Annotated in this window: 10 protein-coding genes and 1 pseudogene; 4 read left to right on the forward strand and 7 right to left on the reverse strand. The window is 59.2% G+C overall.

The features are described from left to right. The first annotated feature begins 86 nt into the window (after positions 1–86). Positions 87–515 carry a hypothetical protein gene (locus tag ACODTZ_RS17160; protein WP_489026925.1) on the forward strand — a complete coding sequence of 143 codons (429 nt, stop codon included), beginning with the start codon at positions 87–89 and terminating at the stop codon, positions 513–515. Between the two features lie 1,228 nt (positions 516–1,743). Here the strand turns inward: ACODTZ_RS17160 and ACODTZ_RS17165 are convergent. From ACODTZ_RS17165 to ACODTZ_RS17175, 3 genes are all read right to left on the reverse strand, one after another. Continuing rightward, on the reverse strand, positions 1,744–3,477 hold the full coding sequence (locus ACODTZ_RS17165) for a ParB/RepB/Spo0J family partition protein (protein WP_489026926.1): 1,734 nt from the start codon (positions 3,475–3,477) through the stop codon (positions 1,744–1,746). Positions 3,478–4,447: 970 nt separating this feature from the next. Next, entirely contained in the window at positions 4,448–5,461 is a 1,014-nt protein-coding gene (locus tag ACODTZ_RS17170; protein WP_112983333.1) for an IS30 family transposase, read from the reverse strand. 361 nt (positions 5,462–5,822) lie between these two features. After that, the gene (locus tag ACODTZ_RS17175; protein WP_489026927.1) at positions 5,823–6,911 is read right to left on the reverse strand and encodes a LacI family DNA-binding transcriptional regulator; all 1,089 of its coding nucleotides are present in this window, start codon (positions 6,909–6,911) and stop codon (positions 5,823–5,825) included. A gap of 234 nt (positions 6,912–7,145) precedes the next feature. Between ACODTZ_RS17175 and ACODTZ_RS17180 the strand changes: the two genes are divergently transcribed. From ACODTZ_RS17180 to ACODTZ_RS17190, 3 genes are read left to right on the forward strand one after another with little or no spacing between them, the layout of a single operon-like run. After that, positions 7,146–7,703: a sugar dehydrogenase complex small subunit gene (locus tag ACODTZ_RS17180; protein ID WP_489026928.1), complete on the forward strand. Its 558-nt coding sequence runs from the start codon at positions 7,146–7,148 to the stop codon at positions 7,701–7,703. A 2-nt stretch (positions 7,704–7,705) separates the two neighbouring features. Further along, positions 7,706–9,352 carry a GMC family oxidoreductase gene (locus ACODTZ_RS17185; protein ID WP_489026929.1) on the forward strand — a complete coding sequence of 549 codons (1,647 nt, stop codon included), beginning with the start codon at positions 7,706–7,708 and terminating at the stop codon, positions 9,350–9,352. Between the two features lie 2 nt (positions 9,353–9,354). Next, on the forward strand, positions 9,355–10,806 hold the full coding sequence (locus ACODTZ_RS17190) for a c-type cytochrome (RefSeq protein WP_489026930.1): 1,452 nt from the start codon (positions 9,355–9,357) through the stop codon (positions 10,804–10,806). A gap of 214 nt (positions 10,807–11,020) precedes the next feature. Here the strand turns inward: ACODTZ_RS17190 and ACODTZ_RS17195 are convergent. The 4 genes and pseudogenes from ACODTZ_RS17195 to ACODTZ_RS17210 form a co-directional block, all read right to left on the reverse strand. Beyond that, a pseudogene (locus tag ACODTZ_RS17195) lies at positions 11,021–11,143 on the reverse strand (damage-inducible mutagenesis protein); the annotation flags it as partial. A 23-nt stretch (positions 11,144–11,166) separates the two neighbouring features. Continuing rightward, a complete protein-coding gene (locus tag ACODTZ_RS17200; protein ID WP_489026931.1) occupies positions 11,167–12,516 on the reverse strand; it encodes a c-type cytochrome in 1,350 nt (449 codons plus the stop codon). Positions 12,517–12,619: 103 nt separating this feature from the next. After that, the gene (locus tag ACODTZ_RS17205; RefSeq protein WP_489026932.1) at positions 12,620–14,848 is read right to left on the reverse strand and encodes a xanthine dehydrogenase family protein molybdopterin-binding subunit; all 2,229 of its coding nucleotides are present in this window, start codon (positions 14,846–14,848) and stop codon (positions 12,620–12,622) included. Beyond that, the gene (locus ACODTZ_RS17210; RefSeq protein ID WP_489026933.1) at positions 14,845–15,306 is read right to left on the reverse strand and encodes a (2Fe-2S)-binding protein; all 462 of its coding nucleotides are present in this window, start codon (positions 15,304–15,306) and stop codon (positions 14,845–14,847) included. The genes ACODTZ_RS17205 and ACODTZ_RS17210 overlap by 4 nt, the downstream gene beginning before the upstream one ends. Positions 15,307–15,458 lie beyond the last annotated feature (152 nt).

A 15,458-nucleotide genomic window follows, 5' to 3' on the forward strand; every position in this document is an offset into this window, starting at 1 on the left:
TCAATAAGTTGGAAACCATATCTCACGCATACTTACTGTGACTAACCATGGTCGCTAACTATCTATCGATCTCAAGGATTACACCGATGGCTGACGAAACCAGCATGTCCCCTACAGTCGAGACCCCGCCTGCGGAAGCGCCTGCGGCGTCCAAGGAAAAGAAGACCCGCGCGCCGCGCAAGCCCAAGGTCGCCGCGGAGGCCGCTGTCGGCGCTTCGGTGAGCACGGCCGCGAAGAAAACCCGTGGCCCGGGCAAGAAGAAGGCAGCCGCAACTGAAGCCGCTGTCAGCGCACCGGTCGCCAAGACGCCTGCCGCTCCGAAGAAGCCAGCAGCTGCCACGAAAGCTCCGCCAGCCAAGCCTGGTGCGCGCAAGGTCGAGACAGCACCAGCCGCGATCGATGGTTTTGCGGAACTGCTGAAGCTTGAGGAAGAAAACCAGAAGCTTCGTAAGGCGCTGTCGGAAAAGCTCCGCGCCGAAAATGCCGAACTTCGCAAAAAGCTTGGAAAGGCCTGAACCGCTTTCGTGCAGTCCAGATGAATAGCTGAGGCCAACGACACCAAAAGGCAGGGCTCGCATTGCAAGCCCTGCCGTCGGCTCGGTACAATTCGTAACGATAGCGAGTCGGGAGTTGGGTCGATGAGATCGCCATGGCAGGTTTTGAAGAGCTTCGCATCACGCGGAAAGCCAGAAGACGTCCAGACACTACCAGATGACGTCTCAGGCGCCTCCGAGCCTAGTGACAACGCGACTGCGACTGAGCCGCCGGCGGAATTGACAGCGCCTGATACACAAATCTCTCAAGTCTCGGTGGGTGCAACGGAAGAGCAAGTGCGTGTTTCCGACGCCGATCCTGTGCGAACAAAGCCAGCGCCGGGAGGCTCATCGCCGCCTCCCGCCGAGCCGACGGATCCCGTAGCTGCAGTTGAGAACGTGATTGACGGGCGCGCGACAATCAATGCGAAAGCCCAGAAGCCACTCGCGCGACAGGTAAAGACGCAGCGGACGAAAGAGCAGTTGCCGGCAATCCGAGATACTCGGTCAGTGCCGCCCGCGCAGCTTCCTGCGCCACAAGCGCCGTTGTCAGATCGAGATCAAGCCGCAGAACTTGACGCTGAGATCAATGACCTCCGATCACGGCTCGCTCAGAAGCTGCTCGAGCAGAACGAGCAACTACGGATAATGCTCGACCGCTACGACGACTAAAATCAATCGAGACAGCTAGACGCTCAATAATGGAGCGGCACAGATCGCGCCGTCTTTATGGCTACACTGGTCCTGAGGCAAAGCTCAACGACTTCGATCGTAAGCTTGGCGTGCCGAAGTTCTTGCCCGCCTGACAGACACGCCGATTATCAAGTTAGAGCAACTGATTTCTTGGAAGCGGTACCCAGCGGCGGGCGCTCACGGGGTGACTGACAGCGATTTGCGTGTCGATGCCAAAGCCGGAAGTTACCGCTTCATCGTTGACAAGCCGCTGTCTACTTCTTCAATCCGTTCTTGCAATGACCACACCAGATTCCCTTGCTTGGAGATTGTCAGGCAGGTTTGCCGCATCGTGGGCAGACAGTGGCAATGGAGCCGGTTCTGTAAATCATAGCGTATCTCTCATCGCAAAAGACGTCGTTGACCGCCCCAACGCATACAGCATTGTGCCTGCCTTCACCATCGGTCGGTGTTGGATAGCAAACCGCCGCCGGGATAACCGGCGGCGGTTCTGAAAAGCTGGAAGGGATTGCTGCAATTATTCGGCCGCGATACCGTAAACCGCTTCGTGAACGTCGAGCGTGCCGGGCTCCTCATCGGACCCGACGACATCGGAGGCGTCGACCTCGGCATGCGCGTCATCAGCAACGGCCTCCTCGGTCTCGACTTCGTCTTGCTGGCTGGTGTCGTGATCAAGGTGCTTGAGGAGGGTGAAGACCTCCGTCCGCTCCGGCGCGAACCGAGCAGAGGGATGGACGAGGTTCGCATCGCCTTCGAAGTGGGTGACGAGAGCTGAGCGGGTCTCGCGGACGCGTGCTCCCGGCTCCAGGCCGGTATCCTTGGCGACGCTTTCAAGCGCCTGACGCGAGAGGGATGTGAGGAACTCCTCGCTTCCCATGTTCGACAGGTAGCCGTCCGCACCGATTGCCTCGCCGGCGATACGCGACACGACGCCACTATTCGACATGCCGCGCCGGCACGAGAGTACATCGATCAGGGCCCCGCGCGCTGCGACGTGAACCGTATCCATGTCGAAGGACAGCCTGCCGTCCTCGGCGAGGAGGCGAGCCGCATGGCGGCCGAAGCGCGCACCGCCACAAAGACCACCTTCTGCGCCGGAGTCGACGCGGACGTTCTGGCCGGAGAATGCTAGCACAAGCAGTGCCATCAGCATATCATCCTCGATTGGAGCACGACCGAGGGCATCGTGCAGGGCGTCAGTGCGGAAGTCGCCAATCATGTCCTGACCCTTCTGAGTGACATCGGGACGCACCTTCGGAGTCGAGCCATTTTCACTGTCGACAACACCGTTGGCACCATTCGCACCGCTGCCTTTCGGCTTGACCGCCTCGGGCATGCGAAAGTGGACTGTCTGAACCTTGCCGTCGCGATCGAGATAGAGGCCGGTTTGATCGGATTTCGAGGGCTTGCCGTAGACCTGGCTGGCCTTCTTCCGCAGTTCCGGCTGGCCCCAGTTGTTGACCTCGACGATCGCACCGCGCTTCGGGAGATTGTTGGTCATCCATTCATGTTGGGCGCCGAGAAAGCCCTCGACGTTAGTGGTGTAGCGGCTGTCCTGATCAGCCGGCGCGAACAGATCCTCTGCCCACTCGATGCCGTAGGCCTCGCGCAGATCGTCGCCGAAGCTCGCATCCTTGGCGTACATGCGCTTTTTGCTCAGCGCATTGGCGATCGTCCACCAGGCTGCAGTGTCGCCCTTCTTCGGCTTATTCGCCTTCCAGACCTCCTTTTGCTCGGCCTCGCCGGCAGCTGCGATGATCCGAAGTTGCTGCTCGGACGGCATGTCGCCCAGCGCCATCTGTTCCAGTATCGCCGGCAAGACGTTCGCTAGAAGCCGCAGTTTGCGGATCTGGCGCACAGGCAGTGCCAGCGCGACAGCGATCGCTTCTTCGGTCCAGCCGAGTGCGACCAGCCGCTCGATGCCGCGCCATTGGTCGACCGGATTTAGCGCTTCACGGACGCTGTTTTCGACCATCGAGCGCATGGCGCCGTTGTCATCTGAGGCATCCGCGACGAGTATCTCTATCTCCTCGAGGCCGGCTTCGATCGCGAGGCGTACGCGACGATGCCCGGCATCAATGATGTAGCCATTGCTACCATCCACCTCGGGCGCAACCACGGGCGGCTGGACGATACCGACGGCCTTGATCGTCGCCAGCATCAGCGCATCGGCCTGCGGCGACGATTTGGTCTGACGCATGCGGTCGGGATTTTCCTTCAGAGCGCGAGGATCGATCGTCTTGATCTGCATGGGACTGTCCTTTCGGGAGATTTTCGGGCCGGCGCCATGCCGACCCTTCCTGTCTTCATTTTTCTCGAAGACACCCCCCGGACCGCGGCGCGGCCGGACTGCCGCAACTGCGGCCGAGCATCCCTGCTGGGCAGGACAAGCGGGGCAACTGCCCTGCGAAGGACGAACAGCCGGAATCGCGCAGGCGGCGATTGAGCGAAAGCGACGACAGGAGGACCGATCTGCGATGGAGTAACCTGTGTTCTCTTCTTCTCAGAGATCGGGGAACAGGCGCAACGTGGAATCCGCCCGTGAGGCCTTTGCCCTTAGATAGCTTGGACGACGCCGCAGACGTATTCCGAACATCGCGATCGTTCTAGTCGCTCCTAGTTCCAGAAAGAAAACAGCGACTAACCACGTAGCCTAGGAGCCGGTGAAAGGCGGGCCACATGTCGTGCTCCAGTCAGCTCAAAGTCCACTGTGATTGATGTTAAACTGTTGATCGCCCATCACCATGCGGTTCGTGCAGTTCCTAGTGCGTATGGATGCGAAGAACTCACATGTGCAACGAGCGTCTTGACGGACACGGCGCAATTACCTGGGCAGGTGAGCTTGTATGCAGCCAGGTGTTTGAGCAATTCCTCGGCATTCCGCTTTTCGCTTAGTGGGAAACTTACGACCAAGACTAAACCTCCTTGTGCCTATTGTGGGAAGGATTAGCTGGATATTTATTCCGCATTGCAACAAGAAATTTTTAGTAAACAAATTAAAATCGATTAGCTTGAAGGTCATCTTTTTTTTAAAACCGATTTAAAACTTCCGTGCCGAACGGGGACCTGTTTGACTAGAGACCTCCAGAAAGGCCAACGCGCGGTACGCGCGTTGAGGACGAGGATGTGCACCGGAGATGAAATCGTAGTCGGGAGCAGGGAGGGGGCGCGGTAGCGGTATCTGTGCTGGTTCCAACTTGAATGCAACGCTACTTCGAAACCTACACGCATTGCCTTTCCAGAGCCAATAGATGTCTGCTGAACATCTCCCTTGGCGTTTGAAATCCTAGGCACTTGCGCGGCGTGTCATTCAGCCTGTTACACAGGGAACGGATCTCCTGATTGCTGACATCCAGCACGACCGTTTCTGGCGGCAGGTATCGTCGAACACGCTTGTTTGTGTTCTCGACCGTGCCCTTCTGCCAGGGAGCCTGGGGGTCGCAGAACCAGGCGGTCGTTCCCATGCCGTGCTCGAGCTCGCGCCATGACACGAACTCCAGTCCTCGATCGAATGTCAGGCTTTGCCTGGCTTGGACGGGCAGGGGTGCGAGATGCCGGATCAACTGGTTCATGATCGGCTTCGAGCGCCGGTCATTGTTGCGAAACAGCAGAGTGTAACGGCTCTTGCGCTCCACGACGGTGGCGATGTTTGCGGCGCCATGCTCCTTTCTGAAGATCATCAGATCCGCTTCCCAGTGACCGAATTCACTTCGGGAATTGATGATGTCAGGTCTGTTGCGAATGGCGCATTCCATTGGAAATACGAGGTTTCTTGGCTTGCGTGCATATCTCGGCCGCCGTCTGCGGCGTCGTTCAGGCAGGTGACGCGCCAATTGCTGATCCTGGCCTTCCTGCGAATAGACGTACTGATAAATTGTCTCATGGCTCAGCCGGGTGGCGGCACCACCGGCAAGCCGCAGCCGCCCGGAAATCTGTTCCGGAGACCAGCCATCCTTCAAGCGATCTATCACGGCAGCACACAGACCAGGATCGCGCAGCAGCTTACGGTATTTGCGGCGCCGGTCGACCGCCATCCCATGTGCAGTGACGTGCCAGTATCCTTCGGCAATCGGAACGTCACGATCACGCCAGAAATTGCGTCGCAGTTCCCGGCAGATCGTTGAGCGATCGCGGCGAAGGGCGCGCGCGATCTCCGCTTGACTGATCTTCTTCTCATGCATCCGCGCGATGATGCGGCGTTCATCCAAACTCAACTGCACAAAAGAGCGGGCCATTCCATCCTCCTGAAACCATGGCCATTATTGTCCTCGTTGCATTTGAAAATGGAATCTGCCCCCTGTATACCACATTTGTGGCATAACCAGAATTATGGAACCTAGATGCGGAACGGGTATTCGGGAAACCATCGCAAAAATGGGAGACGAAGCTGTTATCCCGTCAAATCGTTCGTGCAAAATCATAGTCCCACACGTATGAACCGTCTACAAACAGCGCAATACGTCGAGCGATGCGTCAACCAGATGAGCACTTCGGGCATTGCGCTAAATGTCGATCGGTCCTAGCGTCGCGCGCTACTGCAAGGTCCGTGTGCATGCTCGTGCTCTAGCAGTTTTTTTGCAGTCTAATCCCATAAACCTAATCAATAACCGTTTGGCGTGGGCGGCCGCATGATTGTCGAACCATCAGGTCTGGATCCAACACTGCCCGTTGTGAGGGCTGGGCTAGATCTTTCAGCCGCTCCAGCATCCTTATTCCCGCCATACGGCCAATCTCGTTCGGGTGCGTGGCAACGGAAGTGATGGGCGGCCGGATGATTTCGCCGTTATGCACGTCGTCGAAACCCACGAGCGAGTGATCACGACCGACCGCAAGGCCGAGATCATAAAGGCCGGCCGATAGGCCGATCGCGATGACATCATTGAAGCATAATGTCGCCGTGCAACTTGGGCTGAACTCGAAGATGGACTTCGTGGCGGCCGGAATGTCGGTCAACCGCATGGGCATGACCAGCAGCGAATCACCGCTCAGTGAATGCTCTTCCATCGCCGCCGAAAAACCGGCCACGCGTTCCCGATACGCAGAATGCATGGCGCCGTGAACCGCAAAGACAATCTGAAAATGCCCCAGGCCCACGAGGTAATTGACGGCTTGCCGCACCCCTAGGCCGTAGTCGACCCCGACATAATCAAGCTGATCAGTGACGTGGCGCAGCACCTGAACGATCGGCATCGGCCCGAGCGCGTTTTGCGCCAGCCAATTCTCCTGCGTGCCGGCGGCGGGGCAGACAATGACACCATTCACGCCATGCTCGCGCATCCGGCGCAGCACGTCGTGCTGCCTGCCGAGATCGTCATGGCTGTTGGCAAGAAGCACCGCGAGACCAGCCTCATCAAGGATCTCTTCGATGCCGGCCAGCAGCCTGGAGAAGAATGGGTTGGAAAGATTGGGGACGACGAGGCCGACCACCCGGCTCTGACCTGCCCTCAACCGGGCCGCAGTCAGGTTGCGAATATAGCCAAGCTTCTCGATCGCCGCCTCGACCTTTTTGCGGGTCTCGGATGAGACCAGCGGGCTTTCCCGGATGACAAGCGAAGCCGTTGCACGCGAGACGCCCGCTTCACTGGCGACATCAATCAGCGTAACCTGGCGATGGATTTCAGGATTTTTTGCCACACAGCACTCCTCCGGGTCGAGCGTGTCCTTGCCTATACGACCTTCACCCATGCGGTCCACCGAAATAGGAAAGCCGTTCGACCTCGCTGCATTGCAGCGCGCGCATTTCGCACATGCAACAATGATGCATTGACTTAGATCGATCTAAATACGAAAAGAGCTGCGTCATTTCGACCCTCGCCTCCCTGTGAAATGGACGTCGCGCCGAAATCGATTCCTCGATCACAACCACCTTGCCGATGGCATTGCGGGCGCAATCCCGCATGCCTTCTGGAGCGATACACTATGAACAGTCTCTCTGAAACGCCGGCCGACAGCTGGCATCTGGCTCCACAAGTAAGCCGACGATCCTTGCTTTCAGGCACGGCCGCGCTGGTTCTGTCCGCCGCATTGCCGTCCGCGCCGTGGGCGCAGGAAGTAGCCCCGGCCAAGAGCCCGCAATTCTACGCCGTCTCCACGGCGATCACCGCAAAGCCTTTGCTGTCGGGAACCACATCGGACCGGATTTACGAGGCGCTGTTGTCCGATCATCCCGATCTTGCAGAACAGGTAGCTGCCCTAGCCGTTCTCGCCGGCGCACAGCCGGATGCCAGCGCCTTCAAGCAGGCCGCCGAGCACGCAGGTCACGGCGATCTTCTGCTTGCCATTCTGACCGCTTGGTACACCGGCACCGTCGATACGAAGAAGGGGCCCGTGGTCGTCGCCTACAAGGACGCGCTGATGTATCGCCCCGTCGAAGATGGGCTCACCGTGCCGACCTACTGCAACAAGGGTCCGATGTGGTGGACCGGCCTGCCGCCGGAAATAACCCGCATGCCAATCAACAATCCGAAAGTGCTTTGATCATGAAATCTCCCGTCTTTTCGAACGGCGATGCGACGGCCGACGTCGTGATTGTCGGCTCCGGCGTTGTCGGCGCTCTGATCGCGGATCAACTGGCCGGCGAGGGAAAAAGTGTTCTGGTTCTGGATGCAGGGCTTCGCATCGAGCGCGCCCAGGCAGTCGAGAACTGGCGAAACATGCCGTTCAAGAACCGCGCCGGCTCTGACTTCCAGGGCCTCTACCCACAGTCGAAATGGGCACCCGCGCCTCTCTATTGGCCAGAGAACAACTATGTGGAACTGTCCGGCCCTGACGGCAAAGGCTTCAAGCAGGGGTATCTGAAGACCGTCGGCGGCACGACCTGGCATTGGGCGGCCTCCAGCTGGCGGCACCTGCCCGTCGACCTGAAGATGCGCTCCACCTACGGCGTCGGCATCGACTGGCCGATCTCCTACGACGAACTCGAGCCGTATTACTGTCGCGCCGAAGAGGCCATGGGGGTCGCTGGACCAAACGACCCGGCGCTGCAATCACCCGCCGAGCGCAGTCGGCCCTACCCGATGGACATGGTGCCGTGGAGCTATGGCGACAAGCGCTTCGCGGAAATCGTCAATGCTCATGGCTACCGTTCGGTGCCGATCCCGCAGGGCCGCAGCACGCGTCCGTGGAACGGCCGACCGACCTGCTGCGGTAACAACAACTGCCAGCCCATCTGTCCGATCGGCGCCATGTATAACGGCATCCATTCGGTCCAATCGGCTGAAGCCAAGGGCGCGGTCGTGCTTGCCGAGTCCGTCGTCTACAAGATCGATACGGACGAGAACAATCGGGTTACCGCCGTCCACTGGTACGACAACGAGCATCGTTCCCACAAGGCGACGGGCGAAGCCTTTGTCATCGCCTGCAACTCGATGGAATCGCCACGTTTGCTGCTGGCAGCCGCCAATGAGCGCAATCCAGCCGGTATCGCCAACTCGTCCGATCAAGTTGGTCGCAACATGATGGACCATTCCGGTTTCCATTGCTTCTTCCAGGCGGAAGAACCGCTTTGGATCGGCCGCGGCCCTGCTCAAAGCAGCTGTCTGGTTGGCCCGCGCGACGGCGCGTTCCGTTCGGAATACTCCGCCAACAAGATGATCCTGAACAACATCACGCAGGTGACAGGAGCGACAAGCGCGGCGCTCAAGCAGGGGCTGGTTGGCGCCGAACTCGATGCTGAAATTCGCAAGCGCACGATCCACGGTGTCGATTTGTCGATCAGTCTTGAGCCTCTCCCGGATCCCAAGAACCGCGTCACGCTGAGCAAGACGCGCGTGGATCCGCACGGCATTCCTTGCCCCGATGTCTACTACGATGTCGGTGACTATGTCCGCAAAGGCTATGACGCGGCTGTCCTGCAATTGCAGCACATCGCCTCGCTCTTCAATGCGACCGAGGTCAACATCACCAAATCGCTCAACGCCAACAACCACATCATGGGCGGCGCGATCATGGGCAGCGACAAGGCTTCCTCGGTCGTCGATGGAAACTGCCGTGCACACGACCACGCCAACCTCTGGATCGCCGGCGGTTCGGCCATTCCCTCGGCCAGCGTGGTCAACAGCACACTGACAATGGCGGCGCTCGGCATAAAGGCGGCCGACGACATCTCTCACGCGCTGGGAGCATGACGATGCCGACACGACACAAGATGAAGAATGCCGCGCTGGCCGCACTGCTGCTCGGCACTGTCGCGGGGGGCGCGAGCCAAGCCTTCGCTCAATCCGCTTCTGAGCCTCAGGCCGCGCTGATCGAAAAGGGTCGCATGGTCGCGACCGGCGCGGATTGCATGGCATGCCATACAGTCCCGAAAACCGGCAAGCCTTTCGCCGGCGGATACGGGATCGTCTCGCCACTCGGCACGATCTTCTCGACCAACATCACGCCCTCGAAGACTGCCGGTATCGGCAACTATAGCGAAGCGGATTTCTCGAGGGCCGTGCGCCTCGGTATCCGCAAGGATGGAGCTCACCTCTATCCGGCCATGCCCTATAGCGCCTATGCGGAGATGACGGACGACGATATCCACGCGCTCTATACCTATTTCATGAACGGCGTGGAGCCCGTCGATACCGCGCCAAAGCAGGAAACGGCCCTGCCCTTCCCGTTCAACATCCGCTTGTCGATGGCGGGATGGAATCTGCTCTACGCACACAAGCAGCCCTATGTCGAAGACACGACGAAGAGCGCCGAGATCAACCGCGGCGCCTACATCGCCGGCGCGCTCGGCCACTGCAGCTCGTGCCACACGCCGCGCGGCCTGCTGATGGGCGAAGACGGCAGTGCCTTCCTCGGCGGCGGCTTCGTTGGTCCCTGGTATGCGCCGAACATCACCTCTGATCCCATAAGCGGTATCGGCGGATGGAGCGACGACGAACTCGTCCAGTATTTCCGCACCGGCCACGCCGATGGGAAGAACCAGGCAGCGGGCGGGATGGCCGAAGCCATTCAGAACAGCCTGCAATACCTCCCCGAAAGCGATCTCGGCTCTCTTGCGAAGTATCTGAAAACGGTGCCAGCCATTCGTGATCAGGCCGACGCCCAGCCGGCCCATGCGTTTGGCACCGCCCATAGCGATGAAGCGAATATCCGGGGCGTATACGGACCAAACGAGCACAACAGCCTTCGCAACGGCGAGGAACTCTATAGCGGCTATTGCGCAAGCTGCCATCAGCCGGACGGCACAGGAAGCGATAACCAGGCTTATCCATCGCTGTTCCACAATACGGCGACCGGAGCCGGCGAGCCCGCCAATCTCGTCGCGGCCATTCTCAATGGCGTCGAGCGGACGACAGGCGAACACGAGGTGCTCATGCCGAGCTTTGGCCCGGGCTCCTATGTCACCTCGCTGAGCGACAAGCAAATCGCCGATATCTCAAACTATGTGCTCAAGCGCTTCGGCAATCCGAAGGCACAAGTGACAATAGACGATGTCGCCGTTGCACGCGCCGGTGGCCCCGTGCCAATGCTCGCGAAAATGCAGCCCTACATCCTGCCCGCAACTGCGGTGGGAGCGGGGATCGTTCTCGTCATCTTTCTTGGGTTTATCACTTCGAGGCGACGCCCGTCGGCATCGGCTACCTGACAATCCAACTCTTCTGGTCGCAGGTTCTGCGACCAGAAGCCGGCTGTTGATCGCGTTACACAGGACTGACAATCTGTCCGAACAAGGTCCCACATGTGTCGGCAAATCACCAGCTGTCGCCAGCTAACATTTGAATTTATCATTTTCGCGTTTTCGGATGCTGCGATTGCTTTCCCTTTCGACCTTTATACCATCGCTTCCAATGGATGCCCCTTGCTGCGGCGGCGCCATCAACAGTCCCTGCCCCGCCGCCTGCGAACTCATGCAATGCGCCGTAAACCAAGCCAACGCCGGCCGGAATCGCATCGATCTCGGGAACGCCGAAGGCAAGACAGCCGGGCTCGACGAGCGCTCGAAGCGCTACCGCATCTGAAGCACGATCGGGTTGCTGCTCGCGGGATCAGTGTGCTCGCGAAGAGCTCTCACCTCATCAGCGGTAACTTTTCCGCCGTTGTTACCCCAGGAGGAGCGGACAAACGACAGCACATCGGCGATCTCGCCATCCCTTAACTGATTGCGGTACGACGGCATCCGATAGCTGTCTGGAATTCCATTGGCCACTACGCGGCTGGAACCGTTTAGCGTCACATTGATCTGGGAGTCGGTCTCGTTGATCAAAGACGAAGCCGAGCCGGCCAAGGGTGGGATCCACTGGTTTTGGCCCCGTCCGTCGACGCCGTGGCAGAAACCACACTTTGCAGCGAAGGTCTGTGCACCAGGAACGGCTCCGCGACTGCTGACGGAGAGTTTTGCAACGCTGGCATCGTCGTACTTCCAAGGCGTTCCATCGCGCTGCGGATCGCCCGGCAGCGACTTCAGATAGTGAGCGATCGACCTAAGATCCACGTCCGTCATGAACTGCGTGGAATTATTGAATGCCTCTGCCATCGATCCGAACACGACAGCGTGCTGATTGCGGCCAGTCTTCAGGAAAGTGAAGACGTCGTCCTCGCTCCAGCGCCCGAGCCCCGTATTAGGATCGTTTCGCAAGCTGGGTGCATACCATCCGTCAAGCAGCGCACCAGAGAGGAAACGACCACTGCTGTCATCAAGTGCCAGTTCGTTCATCGCGAGACCTCGGGGGGTGTGACAGCTCCCACAATGTCCCGCACCCTGAACCAGATAGGCGCCGCGGTTCCACATCTCGTCCTCCGACGACTTGGCCGCGTAAGTACCCTTGTCCGTAAATACAACGTTCCAAAGCGCCAGTGGCCATCGCATGTTTAGCGGCCATTTGATCTCCGACTCTCGGTTGACCTGCTGTACCGGGGGCACTTTGTTCATGAAGTAGGCATAGAGCGCACGGATATCGTCGTCACTCATTTTCACGTAGGACGGATAAGGCATGGCCGGATATAGTCTCGCGCCGTCCGGTGAGACCCCGTGGCGCACAGCCCGATCGAAGTCCGCCAGCGTGTAGTTTCCGATTCCGGTCGTCTTATCGGGCGTGATGTTCGTCGCGAAGATCGAGCCAAGCGGCGTGCCCATTTCCAGACCGCCCGCGAACGGCTTGGATTGCGGCGTGCTATGACAGGCGACGCAATCCCCTTGGCGCGCCACGTACTCTCCATGCAGCAGCACTTCTTCCGAAGGCGCGACGGCGTCCGCGACGGTGTCAAACGGCGACGAAGGCAGACGTGACACGAACCACGCTAGTACCGCCGCAACAATGACGATGAGGAATGCGACGATGATGACAATTTTTCTCAACGGGAAATCCGCCTTATTGGAAAATGCCCGGCCTGCTGACCGGTCGAGTGATCAGCAGGCGCGGTCTCAATGTGAATGATGATCAGAAGCCCACGGCGCCGAGCTATGCTTTCCAGCCGAAGCTAGAGCGCGACAACGGCAGGCGACGAACGCGGCGCCCAGTGAGCGCTGCGACCGCATTGACGACCGCCGGCGGCACACCGGGCACGCCCGGCTCTCCCACCCCGGTCATGGGGGCGTTGCTCTCGACTATGCGTACGTGCACTCGCGGCATGCGGTTCGGGGGGAGGATCGGATAAAGATCGTAATTGCGTGCTCGTGGCTCGCCGTTTTCGTAAACGACCTCCTCGAGGAGCGCCGAAGAAAGACCCAAGGCGACAGCAGAATTCATCTGCGCTTCGACAATGGCCGGGTTGATCACACGGCCGGGATCGATCGCCACCCAGATATCGTGGACCTTGACGCTTTCTTCAACGATGGAGACCTCGGCGATCGTCGCCATCTCCGTGCCGAATGGCGAAGCCATCGCAACGCCACGAGCCCGCTGGCTACCGTCGTCAGCCGTGAACGGCCCGCGGCGCCACCCCCCCGACAAGTCTCCGACCGCCTCGAGCAGAGCAGCATGCCGCGGACTGTGCGCAACAAGCCGTCGGCGCAACTCGAAGGGATCTATACCCCCTGCGTCAGCCATCTCGTCGGTGAAGCTCTCCATGAAGAAGTCATTGAAGGAGTGGCCAACCGATCGCCACGCACCGATCATCGGAGGATACCGATGCATGACGTGCGAAATGCTGCGGTTCGGAAAGTTGTAGACTTTCTTGGCAATGCCCTCGACCACTGTTGGATCGAACTTATCGTAGGACGCGCCATACATTCGTGCGTAAAGTCCGTCGGAAACCGATTCTGAATGGAGGGCGACCGGCATTCCCGCTACGTCCAGCCCGGCCTTGAAGCGTACAAGCGCGGCCGGCCTGAACGCGTCACGCAAAAATTCCTCCTCGCGGGTCCAGATCACTTTCACCGGACGACCGACTGCCTTGGACAGCAGGATTGCCTGAGGATATGGGTTGCTCTCATCGTAAAAGAAGTAGCGTCCGAAGAAGCCACCGAGCATAGGTGAATGCAGTGTGACCTTCTCTGGCTCTATCCCGGCAACCTTCGCCGCAGCCTCCTGAAACAACAATTGCGCCTGGTTTGACAACCATAGTTCGAGAGACCCGTCTGCCTCATTCCACGAAGCAATCGCCGAAGGTGGCTCCAACTGCGCATGTGCAAGGAATGGCGCGTCATAGACTGCCTCAAGGGTTTTAGACGCCGAGGACAAAGCCGCAGCCGCATCTCCCGCCGTCTCCGCTACAAAGCCGGGACCGGGTGCGTTGAGCATGTCGTCTCTCAACTTCTCCGTTGAGAAATCAGCGGGCATTGGACGTGGCGTGTCGCTTTCCGCCTCTTTCCATTCTACGACGAGCGACTCGACGGCACGACGCGCATGCCACCAACGATCCGCGACGACGGCAACGCATCCCGGCAGCATATGCACGGAATGAACGCCGGCCATCGCCCGGACCGCACTCTCGTTCAACAAATGTCGAGGCTGCATGCCGAGGCGCGGAGCATGCTTTACGGCTGCCTGAAGCATACCCTCGACGGTCTTGTCGATGTTGTAGACCACCCTGCCCGTGGATTTATCGTGCATATCGATCCGCGGAACTGATTTTCCAATCCAGCGGAAACTATCGTCGGAGCGCAGTGGAACGTCGGTAGGAATTGGAAGTGCGGCGGCTTCTGCTGCTAGATCACCGTAATCAAAGCTGCGGCCGGAAGGGACATGGATAACCTTCCCGCCGCCAGTCGACAGCGTTTCGACATCGACGTCGAGGCGCAAGGCGGCGGCTTGCATCAGCATCGCCCTGCTCGTGGCACCCATTCGCCGCATTGGAAGGAAGTTTCGCCACATGGAGCTGCTGCCGCCGGTACTGAGCCGCGATCCTAGCGCCTTGATCTCGGGACCAGGAACAGCAACCTGAACCAAGAAGCGCGCCGGATCGAGATCAAGCTCTTCGCCTACGACCTGTGCAAGACCCGTGAAGATTCCCTGGCCCCCTTCCGTCACCGGGACTTGCAGGAAGGCGGAGCTATCAGGACGAATCTGCAGGAGTGCAGTAAACGGATTGAACGGAGCACCCGGAGGTGCCACCGCGGCTGACTCCGGCGTGATGGCTGCTTGTGCCGCGGCTGGCTCGGGACGAAGTGCCACCGTCAGCGTAAAGCCTCCGACGGCTCCCAGAAATCCGCGCCGCGAGAGGTTGGTGATTTTCGGGAGGTCGTTCATGCTGCGTCCTCTTTCAGACCAGCAACGTCCCTGATTGCGGCGTTGATGAAATTGTATGTGCCGCAGCGACAGAGATTGACCATCGCAGCAGCGACGTCCTCGTAGGTCGGTTTGGGGTTTTCCTTGAGCAATGCGGTGGCGGCCATCACCTGCCCGGATTGGCAGTAACCACATTGGGGAACTTGATGTTCGACCCATTTGGCGACGATCTGCTTGCCAATCGGGTCTTCCTCGATCGCTTCGATTGTCGTGATCTGGCGACCAACGGCACTTTCAACCGGTGTCACGCAGGACCGTACGATCTGGCCGTCAATCAGCACCGAGCAAGCACCACATTGAGCCAAGCCGCAGCCGTATTTCGTTCCGGTTAGGCCAAGCTCATCGCGTATGACCCAAAGCAGCGGAGTGTCAGCAGACGAATCTACCTTGTATTGTTTTTTGTTGATCTGGAGATCCATCTCGTCATCCCTTTGAGAGTTTATGGAGGGGAGCGGCGCGATACCAAAGTCCGCTCCCGTCACGTCAGGGCGCTCTGTCAGAATACGAACGCGGTGTGCGACAGCTTGTCGCGAAGACAATGAACCTCAGGCTTCAGAAAGTTTAGTCGGCT

Source organism: Rhizobium sp. FG113, assembly GCF_057809895.1.